The organism is Paraburkholderia sediminicola (genome assembly GCF_046030555.1).
Classification (GTDB): domain Bacteria; phylum Pseudomonadota; class Gammaproteobacteria; order Burkholderiales; family Burkholderiaceae; genus Paraburkholderia; species Paraburkholderia sediminicola_E.
Map to the genome: position 1 here is coordinate 545,150 of NZ_JAQQCH010000002.1, position 16,926 is coordinate 562,075.

A 16,926-nucleotide genomic window follows, 5' to 3' on the forward strand; every position below is an offset into this window, starting at 1 on the left:
TTTTTGAAAAACGCAGCGACGGAAATGGCGCTACGCCCCCCTCATTTGAACGGCCCCAGCCCGCGGATGCCGCGCCGCGTCAGTCCGCCGGGCCGTTGAACACTGCTGCCCCTATCAACCGCGCCGGGGCTTCGCGCAATGGCGTGCGGGTTTTCCATACCGTTCATCTGGACGTCTATTCAGCGCAATTGCCGCTACCGACACTGCCGTTGCACTCGATGAGGGATGCAGCCCGCAGCAACGGACACATTACAAAAACATCAGACGGTTTGGAGCTTCTCGATGAAACGAAACGTATCACGGCAGCGCGGCGGTCGACGAAGGACATTGGCGGCATTGAGCATGGCGGCCGGTTTTTGCGCCGCGACCGCCCACGCGCAATCGAGTGTCACGCTGTACGGTTTGATCGACGCGGGCATTCAGTACCGCACGAACGCGGACGGTCAGCACAGCGCGGTCAACTTGCAGAACTACGGCGTGTTGCCGTCGCAGATCGGTTTGACCGGTACGGAAGACCTGGGTGGCGGCTTGCAGGCGATCTTCCGCCTCGAACAGGGCCTCAACGTGAACGACGGCACGGCCACGGTGCCCGGTTACGCATTCTTTCGCGGCGCTTATGTCGGTTTGACTGGCAAATTCGGCACCGTCACGCTCGGGCGGCAGTTCAGCGTGCTGTTCGACCGCACGGTTTTCTACGACCCGCTGCTGTACGCGGCTTACAGCGGGCAGGGTGTGCTGGTGCCGCTGTCGGCCAACTTCATCGATAACTCGGTGAAGTTCAAGACCGCGGATTACGGCGGCTTCAGCGCCGAAGCATTGGCGGCGACCGGTGGTGTGGCGGGCAATTCGCGCTCGGGCCGGGTGCTGGAAATCGGCGCCCAATTCGGCGGCAACGGCTATGGCATTAGCGCGGCGCTGCATCGGGCGCAAGGCGCGGCGTCGGGGGATGTGGACACCTCGGGACTGCAGCAGACCATCGGCACGCTGGCCGCGCATTGGGACATTGCGACGCTTTCACTGTACGGCGGTGCCGAGCGGCAAACCGGATCGCTCGCGCCGTCGAAAACCGTGGCGTGGGGCGGGGCGCGTTACCAGGTCAACAATTTCGTCGGCCTCGCGGGCGGTGTCTATCAGACCTGGTCGAACACGCCGAGTGTGGGTCATCCGACGCTGTTCATCGCGAGCGGCACCTATGCGCTGTCAAAGCGCACGGTGGCGTATGTGAATCTCGGCTACTCGCGCAACAGCAGTGAAAGCTCGCAGCCGGTCTATGAATATGACGCAACGCCGCTCAATGGCGCCTCGCAGTTCGGCGCGATGCTCGGCATGTATCACACGTTCTGAGTTTGCCCGGCGCCGGCGTGGCGCCTCAGTGTCGACAGCGCCGGTTTGTATTCGCTTCTCATAGCCCGCGTATCGACCTTCGTTGCAACCGCAACCGTTACCTCTGAGCCCCATGAAAACTTCTTCGACATCCTCATTTGCCACGGCCGCTGTTCCCGCGACGTCCACGGCCGTGCCGCGCGAATTCGCGACGTCCACGCTGTTGTCGCTGGTGGTGTTTGCGGCCATCACGCCGTTGTTGCTACTGGTCGCACCCGCAGTCGCTGCGCAACTTGGCGGACAACTCGGTTTGAGCGCGTCGCAGATCGGCACGTATTTCTTCGTCGAACTTGGCGCGTTCAGCTGCGCGACCTTGCCATCGCTGCTGTGGTTGGGACGTGTCGACGCGCGCCGTGTCGCCGCAATCGCCACGGCGGTGTTTTGCATCGGCAATTTCGCCACCGCGGTGCTGATGCCGGGCTTTGTCGTCTTGCTGGTGCTGCGTGCGTTGACCGCGCTCGGCGGCGGCACGCTGATGGTGCTGTGCATGACGAGCGCGGCGACGAGCGGCAATCGCGACCGCGTGTATGGCTTGTGGGTGGTGGGTCAGTTGGTGGCGGGTGCGCTCGGCCTGTTCGTGCTGCCCCATCTGTTCGACGCGTTCGGTTTGCGCGCGCTGTATGTGGTGTTGGCCGTGCTCGCGCTGATCGCATCGCCGCTCACGCGTGGTTTCGATCCGGCATTGGGCGGCGCCGGCGGCAAGCAGGCACAACAGGCCGCATCCGGCTTGAACGGCAAAAGCAGCACGTGGTTTCTCGCGACGCTGGTGATCGGCGGCGTGCTCGCTTTCTATGTGGCAATCGGCGGCGTCTGGACGTTCGCGAGCAAGGCGGCGTCGCTCGCCGGACTCGACGCCGGACACACCGGCGAACTGCTGGCGGTTGCGAGCGTGATGGGCATCGTCGGCGCGGCATGCGCGTCGTTCATCGGCAACCGGATCGCGCGTGCCGCGATGCTGCTGACGGGTTACGCGATTCTCGTCGCGGCTTTGCTCGGTCTGTCGGCGCATCCCGGCTCGACGGGCTACGCCGCCGCGATCTTCGCCTTCAAATTCGCGTGGACCTTCGTGCTGCCGTTCATCCTCGCCGCCGCCGCAAAAACCGATACTTCGGGGCGTTTGATCGCCACGCTGAACTTCGTGATCGGCGCGGGGCTCGCGGTCGGTCCGCTGATCGCCGGCTTTCTCCTCGACGCCGGTACGGGACTCAATACGTTGTTTCAGGGCGCGGCGGCGATCTGTGCGCTGTCTTTCGTTTGCCTGCTGCGTGTCGAGCGTAGCGGGCGTGAAGTGTCGGGCGCGCGTCGATGACCGTGCAGTCGAACCCGGTCGATTTGAATCCGCAGGTGAACTACAGGTAAGAGAAATCATGAGCAAAACGGCATTTTTCACGGACGAACGCACTTTCTGGCATACAGGCGGCACGCATGCGCTGTTCTTTCCGGTCGGCGGCTGGGTGCAGCCGCCGTCGAGCAGCGGTTACGCGGAATCGCCCGATTCGAAACGCAGGCTGCTAGCGTTGATCCAGACCTCGGGGCTGGCAGCGTCGCTCGATATGCAGGGTGCGGAGCTTGCCACCGAAGAGGATTTGCTGCGCATTCATCCGCGCGAGTATCTGAACCGCTTCAAGACGCTCAGCGACGCGACCGGCGGCGATCTGGGCGATCTTGCACCGTTTGGCAAAGGCAGTTACGAAATCGCAGCGCTTTCCGCGGGGCTTGCTATCAGCGCGATCGACACCGTGCTCGACAAACGGGCAAGCAACGCATTCTCGTTGTCGCGCCCGCCTGGCCATCACTGTCTGCGCGACAAGCCGATGGGCTTCTGCCTGCTCGCCAATATTCCCATTGCGATCGAAGCAGCCCGCGCGAAGCATGGCGTTGAACGCGTCGCGGTGATCGACTGGGATGTCCACCACGGCAATGGTACGCAGTCGATCTATTACGACGATCCCAACACGCTGACGATTTCGCTGCATCAGGACCGCTGCTTTCCGCCAGGCTACAGCGGCGCGGATGAGCGCGGCGCGGGCGCAGGCGTGGGTGCCAACGTGAACATTCCATTGTTGCCGGGCGGTGGGCACGACGCCTATCTGTATGCGTTCGAGCGCATCGTGCTGCCCGCGCTCGACGCGTTCAGGCCAGATCTGATCGTCGTGGCGAGCGGGCTCGACGCGAGCGCGGTCGATCCGCTCGCGCGGATGCTGCTGCACAGCGAGAGCTATCGCACGATGACGCAACTGATGCGTGATGCCGCGGAACGTCATTGCGGCGGCCGGCTGGTGATCGTGCACGAGGGCGGGTATTCGGAAGCGTATGTGCCGTTCTGCGGACACGCGATTGTCGAGACGCTGGCGGACGTGCGTACGCAAGTGACCGATCCGATGCTCGATCTGGCGATCGCGCAGCAGCCTAACGAGCGTTTCAAGGCATTTCAGCGTGGGCTAATCGATGAGATGGCCGGCGAGTTCGGACTGCTGCTGGGCGTTTAAAGGCTCCGAGCGTCTAAAGGCCCCGAAGCCTCCAAGACCAGGGGCATTGGGGTCTTTCAGGCACTTCTGGCCCGTTCAAAGCCACGGGCGTTGTCATCCTTATGGTCGATGCCGCCGCGCCCGCGGCCTCCGTACAGTAGTCACAGGCGCCGCGGCCTGGTGCCCGATGTAAGGCAAGCCGCGGCAAATCATCGAACTACTGGAGCAATACAGACAATGACATCTCAACCCGTTTTCATCCAGGTCGGCGCGCTGGCCGAAGGTTTCGCCCCCGACAGCCACATCCTGCCGCCCGTCGACGATCTGACCGGCCGCACGTTGCAGCTCGAATTCGCCGATGGCCCCGCCGAGACATTGACATTCGTTTCCGCCGGTGTGCTGCGTACGGCAAACGGCCAATTCGAATGCCGGGTCAGCTCGGTGCGCGACGGCATTTACTTCGTCGATTACATCGGCGGCGGCGATGGCTCGAGGCCGGCCGCAACGAGCTACGTGCTCGATGTGAAACAGGGTTTGTGCACGACGGTGGTCGGCACCTTGCCGAACGAAAGCGAAGCCCGTACCGATGCGTTCACACGTGTCGAACGAGGCCTGGAATTGACCGGCGTACAGGCGCAGTTCCGTCACGGCAGGATCGTGCAGCAGGGCGCTAACGCACGCGCAGACGCAGCGTTGCATCATCCGACTCGCGAACTGATCGGCATGCGCAACCTATACACGTACAGCGCCACGGAACAGTACGAACACGTCTATCTGAACGACAACTTCTATGCGTGGCAATGTCTCTCGGGCGTGGAAGCAGGTCTCGCCGATGTGGACCGTTGCCACTACATCGCCATCGCCAAAGATCTGTACCTGTTCGTCTGGCGCGAAAAAATCATTCCGACGCTCGGTGTGGTGATGATCGACCTCGAACGCAAGAAGACCGATGGCAAGATTTTCGGTTATCAGGGCAATCAGTTCGACACGCTGTCGAATTTCCCGGTCGGCGCACTTGCACAAGTGCTCAACGTGACGCGGCATCCGTAATGAGCGACGCCACGCAGCAGTTGACGAGCGTACGTGATTTCGCCGGCAAGGTGGTGCTGGTGACCGGCGGCGCGCAAGGCATCGGACGCGGCATTGCCGAGGCGTTCGCCGCGCGCGGCGCTTCGGTGGCGATTGCGGATTTGCGCGTCGACGCGGCCTCGGAAGCGGCGCAGCGTCTCGCGCGGCAGGGCGGCGCGGCCCGCGCGTACGCCGCGGACATGGCCGAGTACGCGCAGATCGAGCGCCTCGTCGCCGAGGTGGAAATGGACTTCGGCAAGCTCGATGTGGTCGTGCACAACGCCGCGTATTTTCCACTCACTGCTTTCGATGCAATTACGCCCGCAATTCTGCAACGTACCTTCGCCGTGAATCTGGCCGCGCTCTTCTGGCTCGCGCAGGCGGCGACGCCCGCGTTCATCCGGCAAGGCGGCGGCCGGATGCTGGCGACCTCGTCGGTGACGGGGCCGCGTGTGGCGTATCCGGGGCTCGCGCATTATGCGGCGTCGAAGGCGGGCGTGAACGGTTTCATTCGCGCAGCGGCATTGGAGCTGGCGAAGCACCGGATCACGGTCAACGGCGTCGAGCCCGGCATGATCCGCACGCCCGCGATGGGCAATCTCGGCGACGACGCGCACAACCGTCGTATTGAACAGGCTATTCCGCTCGGGCGTCTGGGCGAGCCGTCGGATATCGCGGCGGCCATGCTGTTTCTGGCTTCCGATGCGGCTTCGTACATCACCGGTCAGACCATCGTGGTCGACGGCGGCGCGACCTTGCCTGAGTCGACCGCCGTGATGGGCTAGGGCCAGGCTTACATATGGTCGAACGCCAGCGTCGGCACATCGACGATCGAGGAGCCGCCGTCGGCAACGAGGGTGGCGCCCGTCACGATCGACGCAGCGGGCGACGCCAGAAACTCGCATACGCCGGCGATTTCTTCTGCATGCGCGGGACGACGCAACGGCACATCGGCGCACACACGCTGGTAGGCCGCGTCGAGCGTTTCGTCGTAGCGCTGCATCAACGGTTGCATTTCCGCATCGGCCATCGGCGTGCGGACCCAGCCGGGGCAGACCGCGTTGACGCGCACGCCGTGCGGGCCATAGTCGCGCGCGAGCGAGCGTGTCAGACCGATCAGCGCGTGCTTCGACGTGGTGTAACCGCAGACGGCGGGCCCCGCCGCGAGCGACGCGATCGAGGCGACCAGCACGATCGCGCCGCGCCGTTCGATCAGATCGGGCAGGCAGGCGCGGGCGGCGACGAAGGCCGTGTCGAGATTCGCGCGCATCGCGGCGGACCAGGCGGCGTCGTCGGTCTCGGTGGCCGTGCCCATGCCGAAACCGCCGGCGCAGGCGATCAGTGCATCGATAGCGCCGCCGTCGGCCTTGATCGCGGCGATGAAGCGCTGCCAGTCGGCGGCGCTGGCTGCGTCGCCATCGAGCGCCAGGCCGCCGGTTTCGCGTGCCACCCGTTCGAGTAGGTCGCGACGCCGGCCGATCAGCGCCACGCGCGCGCCGCGCGAAGCAAACAGGCGGGCGCAGGCTTCACCGATGCCGGTGCCTGCGCCTGTGATGACAACGGTGCGTTGTTGGGACATGACGTTCCTTACGAATGTGAATGGACGTGATCGGACGTGATTTGGCGTGATGAAAGGAGTGAAACGTGAACCCAGAGTCTAGACATGCCGGATGTAGCGCGGAATCAGGCAAAAGGATGACAACGCGACTGTCGTTCGGGTGCGCGGGGCGCGTCGATTTGCCAATTCGTGCTCACGCAACGGAATCGCACGTTCGTACGATGGTCTTGAGCGGGTGAACCGGGAGAGCGCCATGTTGAACACGATTCGCGACGAAGCCGCGTCCCAAAGCGCCTTCATGCCCGCACTGGGCGCCGCAGTGAGCGCGCTCGCGCAACTGGTGCGGCCCTCGGCAACGGTCTTCTACTGGGTCGGCGCGGACAACGAACCGTCGGGCTTCGAGCTGTTCGGCATGACCGAGACCATGCATCGCACGTATTTGCAGCGTTATTGCACGCTCGATCCGATGCATCCGTCGCGCTTTGCGGCGCAGACAGCCAGCGTGATCACGCTCGCGGGGGCACTCCCCGAGACTGCGCGTGGCGGCTCGGTGTACTGGCGGCGTTTCCTGAATCCCCACCACGTGGTCGATGTGATGGAGGTGCTGCTGCGTGACGACACGCGAGGCACGCGTCCTGTGGCCGCGTTTTCGCTGTTGCGCATGGCGCCCGCGGAATCATTTTCCGAGGACGATCAGCGGCACGCGAGGGCGGTGCAACCCCTGCTGGAGGCCGCGCTGGTGCCGGCGCTGCGCGATCAGCGGCCCATGCGCACGCATCTGCGCCACGAGGGAGACGCCGACACCGATATCCGTCCCAATCTGACACATCGCGAGCAACAGATTGCGCGCCTCGTGCGCAACGGTTTGTCGAACAAGGAGATTGCACGCGACCTCGCGCTCGCGCAGCCGACCGTCAAAACCCACCTGCTGCGCATGTTCCGCAAGCTCGGCGTGTCGAGCCGCACGGAAATGATCGGCGCGCTGTTTTTATAAAGGTCCGACGCCATGATCGACACCTGGCCGATGAATGACACGCGCTTCGAACCGGTCGAGGCGGATGAGCCGATGCTCCTCTACGCCGTCGCGGCCGTCGCGGTGGAACGCGCCGACAGCATGCATGGCGCTCGCTGGTTCCAACGCCGGCAGGCTGCGCTGGCCGCGGTGATCTCGCGTGAAGAAGACGTGCCCGACATTCTGCTGCGTTTGCCGGATAGCTGGAACATCGTCGATGACGCGCGGTGTGTCGGCCTGCATGACGACGTCGACATTCTGAGCGGCGATCCGCGCTTTAACCGCGGCTTCGTAGAAACGAATTGTGCAATTGTCGGCCATAGCGATGGCGTGCGTTTTGCGCTGCTTATGCAGATCAATGCGGCCGAAGCGGTGCTGCTGCCCGAACGGTTGTTCGTGCAACGTGATGCATTCGAGCATTGCCTTTACGCGTGATCGGGAGCGTACCCCTGGCACGTACCTGCAAGCAATTAACCGCAGGAAAGCAACGCTAGCGCGTAGCCCCAGACATGCGAGCGCAGGCGAGCGCTAGATGTTTTCCCTTAAGCGCGGCGCGCCTGCCGATTTGCGCTAACGGTGGACGAACCGGCGTGACACCATGCTTCAACACGTTGGCCCCGTGGCCACGAGTCGGATAGCAATGAGACACCAACGAGAGGCCCAGGATATGAGTAACGATGCAACGGTTGTCGTCAGCGATGCGGTTCGCGCGTTCGTGCAACGCGATTTCGGCCTGTTTATCGGCGGCGCGCAGCAACGCGCGCATTCTGAGCGTCGGCTGGACGTGTTCAATCCGGCGAGCGGCGAACGCCTCGCGACCGTCGTGGATGCGGACGCAACCGATGTCGATCATGCAGTGAGCAACGCGCGCGCCGCGTTCGACGCGCATGTGTGGAGCGGCCTGCGTCCCGCCGATCGCGAGCGCATTCTGTTGCGCTTCGCCGATCTGCTCGAAGCCAATGCGGAAGACCTCGCGCAACTCGAAACCTTGAATCAGGGCAAGTCGATCAACATCGCCCGCGCGGTGGAAGTGGGCGCGACGATCGAATACGTGCGCTACATGGCGGGCTGGGCGACCAAGATTACCGGCGAAACGCTGGACGTGTCGATTCCGTTTCCGCCGGGTACGCGCTATACGGCGTTCACGCGCAAGGAGCCGATCGGCGTGGTGGCGGGCATCGTGCCGTGGAATTTCCCGCTGATGATCGCCGTGTGGAAACTGGTGCCGGCGCTGGCGGCGGGCTGCACGATCGTGATCAAGCCGTCGCCGGAAACGCCTTTGACCGCATTGCGTCTCGCCGAGTTGGCGCTGGAAGCCGGTGTTCCTGCGGGCGTCTTCAACGTCGTCACCGGTGGGCGTGAATGCGGCGCCGCGCTGGCGGCGCATCCTGGCATCAGCAAGATTTCGTTCACCGGTTCGACGCCGACGGGCAAGCTGGTCGGCACGGCGGCCGTGCAGAACATGACGCGCTTTTCACTGGAACTCGGCGGCAAGAATCCGGCGGTGATGCTCGCCGATATCGACGTCGAGCAGGCGATTCAAGGCGCGCTGGCCGGCGGCTTCTTCAATCAGGGGCAGGTATGCGCGGCGGCCTCGCGTATTTACGTGCATCGCAGCCGGTACCGGCAAGTGTCGGAAGGTCTCGCCGATATGGCCAACGCCATGACACTGGGAGCTGGCCTCGACCCGACTGCGCAGATCAATCCGTTGGTGTCCGCGCAGCACCGCGACCGCGTCACGCAGCACATCGCGCGCGCTCAGGCAGCCGGCCTGAAGTTTCTGGCGGGCGGCAAGCCGGTGGATCTGCCGGGCTACTACGTTCGCCCCACGGTCATCGCCGACGTGCCGCATGACGCGGCAATCGTACGCGACGAAGTGTTCGGTCCCGTGCTCGCTATCGTCCCGTTCGACGATCCGCTCGAAGCGCTGCGTCTCGCCAACGACTCGCCGTACGGCCTCGCCGCGAGTCTGTGGAGCAATGACCTCAAGACCGTGATGAACCTCGTACCGCAAATCGAGGCAGGCACCGTGTGGGTCAACTGCCACGTACCGCTCGATCCCAGCATGCCGTTCGGCGGCTTCAAACAGTCGGGCATTGGCCGCGAGTTCGGCAAGTACGCCGTCGAAGGTTTTACGGAAACCAAGTCCGTGTGCATCGCGCATTAAGTTGAATGCAGCCACACGAACCTACCAACATACTGGACTTAATGGAGTAAGCACTATGGGAACGAACGATTCCGCCTTCTGGCATCCAATGCAGCACCCCGCGGAAATGCAGCATCGCGAGCCGATCCGTATCGTGCGCGGCGACGGCTGTTATGTGTTCGACGATCGTGGCAATAAGCTCGTCGATGGCGTGGCCGGTCTCTGGAACGTCAACGTCGGCCACAACCGGCGTGAAGTGAAGGACGCGATTGTGCGCCAACTGGACGAACTCGAATACTTCCAGCTGTTCGACGGTATTTCGCATCCGCGCGCCGAGGAATTGTCGCGGGTGCTGATCGATATGCTCGAGCCGGAAGGCATGCGCCGCGTGATCTACAGTTCAGGCGGCTCGGACGCGGTCGAATCCGCGTTGAAGCTCGCGCGTCAGTATTGGAAGTTGCAAGGCGAGGCGGACCGCACGAAGTTTATTTCGCTGAAGCAGGGCTATCACGGCACGCACTTCGGTGGCGCGTCAGTGAACGGCAATACGGCGTTCCGCCGCAACTACGAGCCAAATTTGCCAGGTTGTTTTCATGTGGAAACGCCGTGGCTCTATCGCAATCCGTTCACTCAGGATCCCGCGGAGCTCGGCCGGATTTGTGCCGAGATGCTCGAACGCGAGATCATTTTCCAGAGCCCCGACACGGTTGCCGCGTTCATCGCGGAACCGGTGCAAGGCGCGGGCGGTGTGATCGTGCCGCCGGACAACTACTGGCCGCTGATTCGTGAAGTGTGCGACAAGTACGGCATTCTGCTGATCGCCGACGAAATCGTCACGGGTTTTGGCCGGACCGGCAACATGTTCGGCAGTCGCGGTTGGGGCGTCAAGCCCGACATCATGTGCTTCGCGAAGGGTATTTCCTCCGGCTACATTCCGCTTGGCGCGACCGCGTTCAACGAGCGTATCGAGCAGGCCTTCATGAACAACGCGAATTTCACCGGCGCGTTGATGCACGGATATACCTATGCCGGGCACCCGGTTGCATGCGCGGCAGCGCTGGCCAACCTCAAGATCGTCAAGGACGAGAACCTGCCGGCCAACGCCGCACAGCAGGGCGCGCATCTGCTCGAAGCGCTGCGGCCGTTCACCGAACGCTATGCGGCGGTCGGCGACGTGCGCGGTAAGGGCCTGATGGTCGCGCTCGATCTGGTGAAGTCGAAGCAGACTCGCGAGCCGATCGACCCGACCTCGGGCTATGCCAACGCGGTGGCCGAAGTGGCCCGCGCGCACGGCGCACTGGTACGGCCGGTCGGCACGAAAATCATCCTGTCGCCGCCGCTGGTGGTCGAATCGGCGCAACTCGACGCGCTCGTCGGCGCGTTGGCCGCGGGATTCGATGAAGTGAAATTTGCATAATTGACTTGGTCAAGTGTTGAAGCGCGCTGCAGAATGCACAGGTGCATTCCAGGTTGAGGCAGCGCGCGGTGAAATTGAATCCGTGGAAGTGCCGCGGTTTTTTTAAATCGAACCGCATCCGCCAGCCTGGCATAACATTGCTTCTTCATTTGCAGAGCGAGGCGCCGCGAGCCGCGGCTCTCGTCTGCATCCAGGTTGGCGTCCGCTACGACAGGCCGGGCCGCCATCGCATGAATGTAGCCTGTTCAGAGTAGGCGGGAGGGGACATGGACTTCCGGATCAGCACGCTTGCCGACGTGCACGATCATTCGCTGGCGGTGAGCGGCTGGGAGCAGGTTTATCGTCAGATGACGCCGGGCCGCTTCCAGAGCACGCTCGTGCAGGCGAGTTCGAACGACTTTCATTTCTTTCGCGAGACCACCAATCGCCGTGTGGCGCAGCATGGCGTGTCGCCGACCGGTCTGGCTTCGATCGCGGTGCCGCTGTATGCGCCGCTCGTCGGCACGTTTCAGGGGCGGCGTGTAGATGGTTACGCGTTGCTGTTGCTCGGTGCGGGCGAGGAGTTTCGCTTCTACACGCCGGAGTCGATGCACTATGCCGGCATCAGCGTCTCCGTTGAAATGATGGACGAACTCCTGAGCGTGACGGTGGGCGAACACGCCGGCCGTCAGATAAAAGGCGGTGTGCTGGCGCTTTCCGACGAGCACGGGGCGATGTTGCGTGAGCGGCTCGCACCGTTTCTCGACTCCGCCGAGCGCAATACGGCCGCGTTCGCGCATCCTGCCGCCACCAAAGTTTTCCGCGACGAAATGATCAGTGTTCTGCTCGGCCTGATCGAAAGCGTGTCGCAGACGCCGGCGCGAGACCTTACGCACACCACGTATAGCGATATCGTGCGACGCTGCGAACGTATTCTGCAAGACAACGCCGAACAACCGATCACTGTGCTCGATCTGTGCCGCGCACTGCGGTGCAGTCGCAGGACCTTGCAAACCAGCTTTCAACGCGTGACCAACGTGACGCCCGTCGAATACCTGCGCTCGATCCGGCTCAACGCCGTGCATCGGCTGCTACGCATGACGAGCGCGGAGGAGCTCCTGATTGGCGATGCCGCTTGCCGCTGGGGTTTCACACACCTTGGCTATTTCGCCCGCGAATATCGCGACCTGTTCGGCGAATTGCCGTCGCAGACACCTCGCCTGAGCTAACGTCCAACCCGCGTTTTCAGGGCCGCGTCGCTGCGTGGCCCTCCTGGTCTGATCTCACTCATGAACGAATCCCGTTTGCGGGCGTGCTTGCGCGCGTCCGCCCGATCTTTCACGTCCAGATTCCGTGCCCGGGTTGGCCGCGTAAGCGACGCCTAGGCGTAAACCCAAGTTCGCGCTGCGTTGCCGATTTGTGCTCCCGCTCTGCATTTTTGGCTTTCTACAGTGCATCAACACTTGCACTGCGCCCGACTTCGTCGTGATGCAGACGAATGAAAATCCAGGAGCCGAAAACATGAGCGTCGTCGCTGAGCCGTCACCGTCCACCGAGTTGCGCAAGGGGGCGTTAGGACTGGGCTTCATCATCTTCTTCGTGATCTCGGCGGCCGGGCCGCTGGTCGCGATCGCAGGCGGCTTTCCGATCGGCATCATGCTCGGCAACGGCGCCGGCACACCGGCCTTGCTGGTCGCCACGGTAGTGATTCTGCTGATGTTTTCCGCCGGATACACGGCAATGTCGCGGCACGTAACCAACGCCGGCGGCTTCTATGCGTTCACGGCTCGCGGTCTCGGCGGCACCGCGGGCGGGGCGGCGGCATTGATCGCACTGCTCGGCTACAACACGATGCAGATCGGTCTGTACGGCATGTTTGGCGCGGTGACCTCGGGCTTCCTGAGCGCGCACTTCAACCTCAATGCGCCGTGGTGGATCTGTTCGCTCGTGGCGATGGCCAGCATTGGCGTATTCGGCTACCGGCAGATCGATCTGTCCGCGAAGGTGCTTTCGCTACTGGTATTCGGTGAATACATCGTCGTGTTGATCCTCGATCTGGCCATTCTGAAAAGCGGTGGCGACAGCGGCATCAACGCAGCTTCGTTCACGCCGCATACCTTCATGAGCGGCACGCCCGCAATTGGCTTCCTGTTCTGCTTCGCAAGCTTCATTGGTTTCGAAGCGACCACGATCTATAGCGAAGAGGCGAAAGACCCGCAACGCACGGTGCCGTTGGCGACCTACATTTCGGTGCTGCTGATCGGCGTGTTCTATGCGTTCTCGGCGTGGTGCATGGTAATCGGCGCGGGCAGCGACAAGATCGTCAAGACGCTCACCGCATTGAGCGACCCGACCACGTTCCTCTACACGCTCTCCGATCACTACGCCAACAAGACACTCACCGCGGCGATGAGCGTGCTGTTCATCACCAGCGTGTATGCGGGCTTGCTGGCTTTTCACAACTCAGCGTCGCGCTATTTCTTCGCGACAGGCCGTGAAGGTTTGCTCCCGCAGGTACTTGGCCGCACGCATCGCGTTCACTGCAGTCCGCATATCGGCTCGCTCGTGCAAACCGCGGTGGCCGCAACTGTTGTGCTGGTGTTCATCGTGGCGCACGCCGATCCGGTTCTGACGCTGTTCTCGTGGCTCACGAATGTGGCGACGCTTTGCATCATCGCGTTGATGGCGCTTTCGTCGGCGGCGGTGTTTGTGTTCTTCAGGCGTATTGGCCGTGACGACGCGGGGGTGATGCGCGTGGGCGTGCTGCCGGTGCTGTCCGGTCTCGCTCTCGCGGTTGTGCTGGTGCTCGCGATCGTGAATTTTCCGCTGCTGACCGGTGCGGGTGTGGGTGTGTCGTACGCGTTGACCGCATTGCTGCCGCTCTTCGCGGTGGCTGGCGTGCTGGCGGCGAAAAACCTCAAGCAACGCGACCGTGAAGCATTCGAGCGGCTAGGGCGGTCAAGGTTGTAAAGCATTTCGTTAGCGCTTCGTGGCAATAAGACCTGAATTGCGCTTAGGAGGACATCGTGGACATGGAGATCAAATGAGCTTTCGTACCATCCTTGCAGCATCGTTCGTAGGTGGCGCGTGTGCCGTCATGATGCCGCTCGCGCAGGCGGCGGATGCGGCTGTCGCGGCTTCCGCACCGGCTACGCCGGTTGCTGCGCCCGGCGCGCGTCCCAATGTGTTGTTGATCGTCGCGGACGATGTCGGCCGCTCGGACATCGGCGCATTCGGCAGCGAAATCGCCACGCCGAATCTCGACGCACTGGTCGCGCGTGGCCGCCTGCTCGACACCATGTATGTCGCGCCGACCTGTTCGCCGACCCGTTCGATGCTGCTTTCCGGCATGGACAATCACCTTGCCGGCGTTGGCAATATGGCGGAGATGATCACGCCGCATCTGACACCGGAAGAGGTCAACCATCCCGGCTACGAAGGCGGCTTGAATCAGCGGGTGGCGGCCTTGCCGGAAATCATGAAAGACGCCGGCTACTGGACCGTGATGGCCGGTAAATGGCATCTGGGCGGAAGCGACGGCATGCGTCCCGACCAGCGTGGTTCGAACGTTCTTATGCATTGATGAACGGCGGCGCCTCGCACTTCAGGCAGAAGGTCATGACGATTACGTCGGATGCGCCGGAGCCGACCTATCGCGAGAACGGCAAAAAGATCGATTTGCCGGCCGACTTCTATTCCTCGCGGACGTATACCGACAAGCTGATTGCCTATCTGCAGGATTCGCAGCGTGGCGGTAAGCCGTTCTTCGCGTATGCGGCTTATACGGCAGCGCATTTGCCGCTGCAAGCACCCGACGACGAACTGCAAAAGGTGCGCGGCCAGTACGACGTCGGCTATGACGTGATTGCCCAGCGCCGTATCGACAAGATGAAGCGCCTCGGTCTCGTGCCGAACGACGCGAAGCCCGCGCCGCTGCCCCAGGGCACGAAACCGTGGAACGCCTTGAGCGCCGACGAGAAGGCACGTTCGGCCCGCACAATGGAAGCCTACGCGGCGCTGGTGGCCGATCTCGACCGCAACGTCGGCCGCCTGACCGATTACCTGAAGGCGAGCGGGCAGTACGACAACACGCTGATCGTGTTCCTGTCGGACAACGGCCCGGAAGGCAATAAATGGGACGAGGATAGCGGCAACGCCAAATGGATCGCGCAGACCTTCGACAACTCGCTCGACAACATCGGCCGCGCCAATTCGTTCGTGTTCGAGGGGCCGGCGTGGGGACAGGTGAGCGCACAACCTTTCCGCCTCTTCAAGGCGTACACCAACGAAGGCGGGATCCGCTCGCCGGCATTCGTGTCGTTCCCCGGACACGTGCAGGCGGGCAAGAGCGAACAGGTGCTTACCGTCAAGGATCTGACGCCGACCATTCTCGACTTCGCCAATATCAGGCAACCCGGCATCGAATTCCACGGCCATACCGTGCTGCCGATGCAGGGCATGTCGATGAAACCGTACCTGACCGGCGAGCGCAAGCGCGTGCATGTGGACGACTACGTGTACGGCATGGAGCTGATGGGGCGTAATGCGCTGCGCAAGGGCCACTGGAAGCTTGTGTATTCCTACGACAACGGCAAGGGTCACTGGCAACTGTACGACCTCGCGCACGACATCGCCGAGCTGCACGATCTTTCCGCGAAGCGTTCCGAAGTGCTCGAAGAGATGCTGACCGAGTGGGCGCAATACGTGCAGCAGAACAACGTTGTCGAGACGTGGCGCGATACCTCGTACCCGCGCATGGACTACTGAGGAGTGCCGGCATGAGCATGCATATCCGAGGTTTGATCGTGCGGTATGGGGCAACGGTTGCGTGCGTCGTGCTGACTCAGGCGGTGCTGGCTGCCAGTGTGACGAAGGGCGTTACGCCGCGAGCGTTGCCGCTTGGCAGCTTGCAGGCGTGCAAGGCGTTCAATGGTGTGCCGCCTGCGTCTTCCGATAACGATCAGGTGCGTGTGCCGGCCGGCACCTTCGTGATGGGCTCTGACGGTGGCTACCCGGAAGAAGCGCCTGCACGTAGCGTCAAAGTGGGTAGTTTCATGATCGATCGCTACGACGTGACGAACGCGGAGTTTGCCCGCTTCGTTGCGGCGACGGGGTACAAGACCCTGGCTGAACGCGGACTCGATGCGAAGCGTTATCCGGCGTTGCCGGCAGAGATGACGCGGCCCGGCTCGACGGTTTTTCTACCGCCGAAGGATCTGCTGGTCGGCGCGATGCAGTGGTGGCATTTCGTACCGGGTGCCGATTGGCGGCATCCTACCGGGCCTGACAGTTCAATCGACGGGCTCGGCAATCATCCAGTCGTGCATATCGCGTATGAGGATGCGCTGACCTACGCGAAGTGGCGCGGCCGGGATCTGCCGACCGAAGCGGAATACGAGTATGCGGCGCACGGCGGCACCTCGACCACCTATCCGTGGGGCGACACCTTCGCGATCCGCTCGAAGATGATGGCCAACACCTGGCAGGGCGCCTTTCCGTTTCAGAACACCGCGAAAGACGGCTTCGTGTCGACTTCTCCGGTGGGTTGCTTTCCGGCCAACGGCTATGGGCTATACGACATGGTCGGCAATGTCTGGCAGTGGGTAAAGGATCCGTGGCAGCAGAGCCACGCGCAGCAGGCGAGCGAGCCGCCGCCGAACCCGAACGTGGATCTCGAGGACGCACTGGTAGCCAAGGCGCGCGGCACTGAACTCGGCACCATTAAAGGCGGCTCGTTTCTCTGTTCGCCGATCTATTGCAAACGCTACCGGCCGAGCGCACGCCACGCGCAGGACGTGACGATGGGCACCAACCACATTGGTTTTCGCACGGTGCTGAGATTGCCCGGATCATAGGCGCGCCTGTTCTGGCGCCCCCAGTAAAAAACTAGTCACC

Annotated in this window: 15 protein-coding genes; 14 read left to right on the top strand and 1 reads right to left on the bottom strand. The window is 62.8% G+C overall.

Going from position 1 to position 16,926, the window contains the following annotated elements; all coding sequences use genetic code 11:
• Positions 1–282: 282 nt before the first annotated feature.
• The 5 genes from PQQ52_RS05610 to PQQ52_RS05630 all read left to right on the top strand — a co-directional run bounded on the left by PQQ52_RS05610 (position 283) and on the right by PQQ52_RS05630 (position 5,704).
• Complete coding sequence (locus tag PQQ52_RS05610) at positions 283–1,344, top strand: porin (RefSeq protein WP_408207635.1); 1,062 nt, start codon at positions 283–285, stop codon at positions 1,342–1,344.
• Between the two features lie 112 nt (positions 1,345–1,456).
• Positions 1,457–2,692 (top strand): MFS transporter, encoded by a 1,236-nt coding sequence (locus PQQ52_RS05615; protein ID WP_408207637.1) that lies wholly within the window; start codon positions 1,457–1,459, stop codon positions 2,690–2,692.
• A gap of 58 nt (positions 2,693–2,750) precedes the next feature.
• A complete protein-coding gene (locus PQQ52_RS05620) occupies positions 2,751–3,872 on the top strand; it encodes a histone deacetylase-like amidohydrolase (protein ID WP_408207639.1) in 1,122 nt (373 codons plus the stop codon).
• Between the two features lie 216 nt (positions 3,873–4,088).
• The gene (locus PQQ52_RS05625; protein ID WP_408207641.1) at positions 4,089–4,901 is read left to right on the top strand and encodes a MoaF C-terminal domain-containing protein; all 813 of its coding nucleotides are present in this window, start codon (positions 4,089–4,091) and stop codon (positions 4,899–4,901) included.
• Positions 4,901–5,704, top strand: coding sequence for an SDR family oxidoreductase (locus PQQ52_RS05630; RefSeq protein ID WP_408207643.1), 804 nt, complete (start codon positions 4,901–4,903; stop codon positions 5,702–5,704). The genes PQQ52_RS05625 and PQQ52_RS05630 overlap by 1 nt, the downstream gene beginning before the upstream one ends.
• Positions 5,705–5,712: 8 nt before the next feature.
• Here the strand turns inward: PQQ52_RS05630 and PQQ52_RS05635 are convergent, their stop codons facing one another.
• On the bottom strand, positions 5,713–6,498 hold the full coding sequence (locus PQQ52_RS05635) for an SDR family NAD(P)-dependent oxidoreductase (RefSeq protein ID WP_408207645.1): 786 nt from the start codon (positions 6,496–6,498) through the stop codon (positions 5,713–5,715).
• A gap of 232 nt (positions 6,499–6,730) precedes the next feature.
• Between PQQ52_RS05635 and PQQ52_RS05640 the strand changes: the two genes are divergently transcribed.
• The 9 genes from PQQ52_RS05640 (at position 6,731) to PQQ52_RS05680 (ending at position 16,886) form a co-directional block, all read left to right on the top strand.
• Positions 6,731–7,471, top strand: a complete 741-nt coding sequence (locus tag PQQ52_RS05640; RefSeq protein WP_408207647.1) for a helix-turn-helix transcriptional regulator — start codon at positions 6,731–6,733, stop codon at positions 7,469–7,471.
• A gap of 12 nt (positions 7,472–7,483) precedes the next feature.
• Entirely contained in the window at positions 7,484–7,924 is a 441-nt protein-coding gene (locus PQQ52_RS05645; protein WP_408207649.1) for a hypothetical protein, read from the top strand.
• A gap of 232 nt (positions 7,925–8,156) precedes the next feature.
• Entirely contained in the window at positions 8,157–9,656 is a 1,500-nt protein-coding gene (locus PQQ52_RS05650; RefSeq protein ID WP_408207651.1) for an aldehyde dehydrogenase family protein, read from the top strand.
• A 55-nt stretch (positions 9,657–9,711) separates the two neighbouring features.
• Complete coding sequence (locus tag PQQ52_RS05655) at positions 9,712–11,052, top strand: aspartate aminotransferase family protein (RefSeq protein WP_408207653.1); 1,341 nt, start codon at positions 9,712–9,714, stop codon at positions 11,050–11,052.
• Positions 11,053–11,318: 266 nt separating this feature from the next.
• A complete protein-coding gene (locus PQQ52_RS05660) occupies positions 11,319–12,260 on the top strand; it encodes a helix-turn-helix domain-containing protein (RefSeq protein WP_408207654.1) in 942 nt (313 codons plus the stop codon).
• A gap of 292 nt (positions 12,261–12,552) precedes the next feature.
• Positions 12,553–14,001, top strand: coding sequence for an APC family permease (locus tag PQQ52_RS05665; RefSeq protein WP_408207656.1), 1,449 nt, complete (start codon positions 12,553–12,555; stop codon positions 13,999–14,001).
• A gap of 73 nt (positions 14,002–14,074) precedes the next feature.
• Complete coding sequence (locus PQQ52_RS05670) at positions 14,075–14,614, top strand: sulfatase-like hydrolase/transferase (RefSeq protein ID WP_408207658.1); 540 nt, start codon at positions 14,075–14,077, stop codon at positions 14,612–14,614.
• The gene (locus tag PQQ52_RS05675) at positions 14,614–15,798 is read left to right on the top strand and encodes a sulfatase-like hydrolase/transferase (RefSeq protein WP_408207660.1); all 1,185 of its coding nucleotides are present in this window, start codon (positions 14,614–14,616) and stop codon (positions 15,796–15,798) included. Before PQQ52_RS05670 ends, PQQ52_RS05675 begins: the two co-directional genes overlap by 1 nt.
• Before the next feature lie 11 nt (positions 15,799–15,809).
• A complete protein-coding gene (locus tag PQQ52_RS05680) occupies positions 15,810–16,886 on the top strand; it encodes a formylglycine-generating enzyme family protein (protein WP_408207662.1) in 1,077 nt (358 codons plus the stop codon).
• Positions 16,887–16,926: the final 40 nt, after the last annotated feature.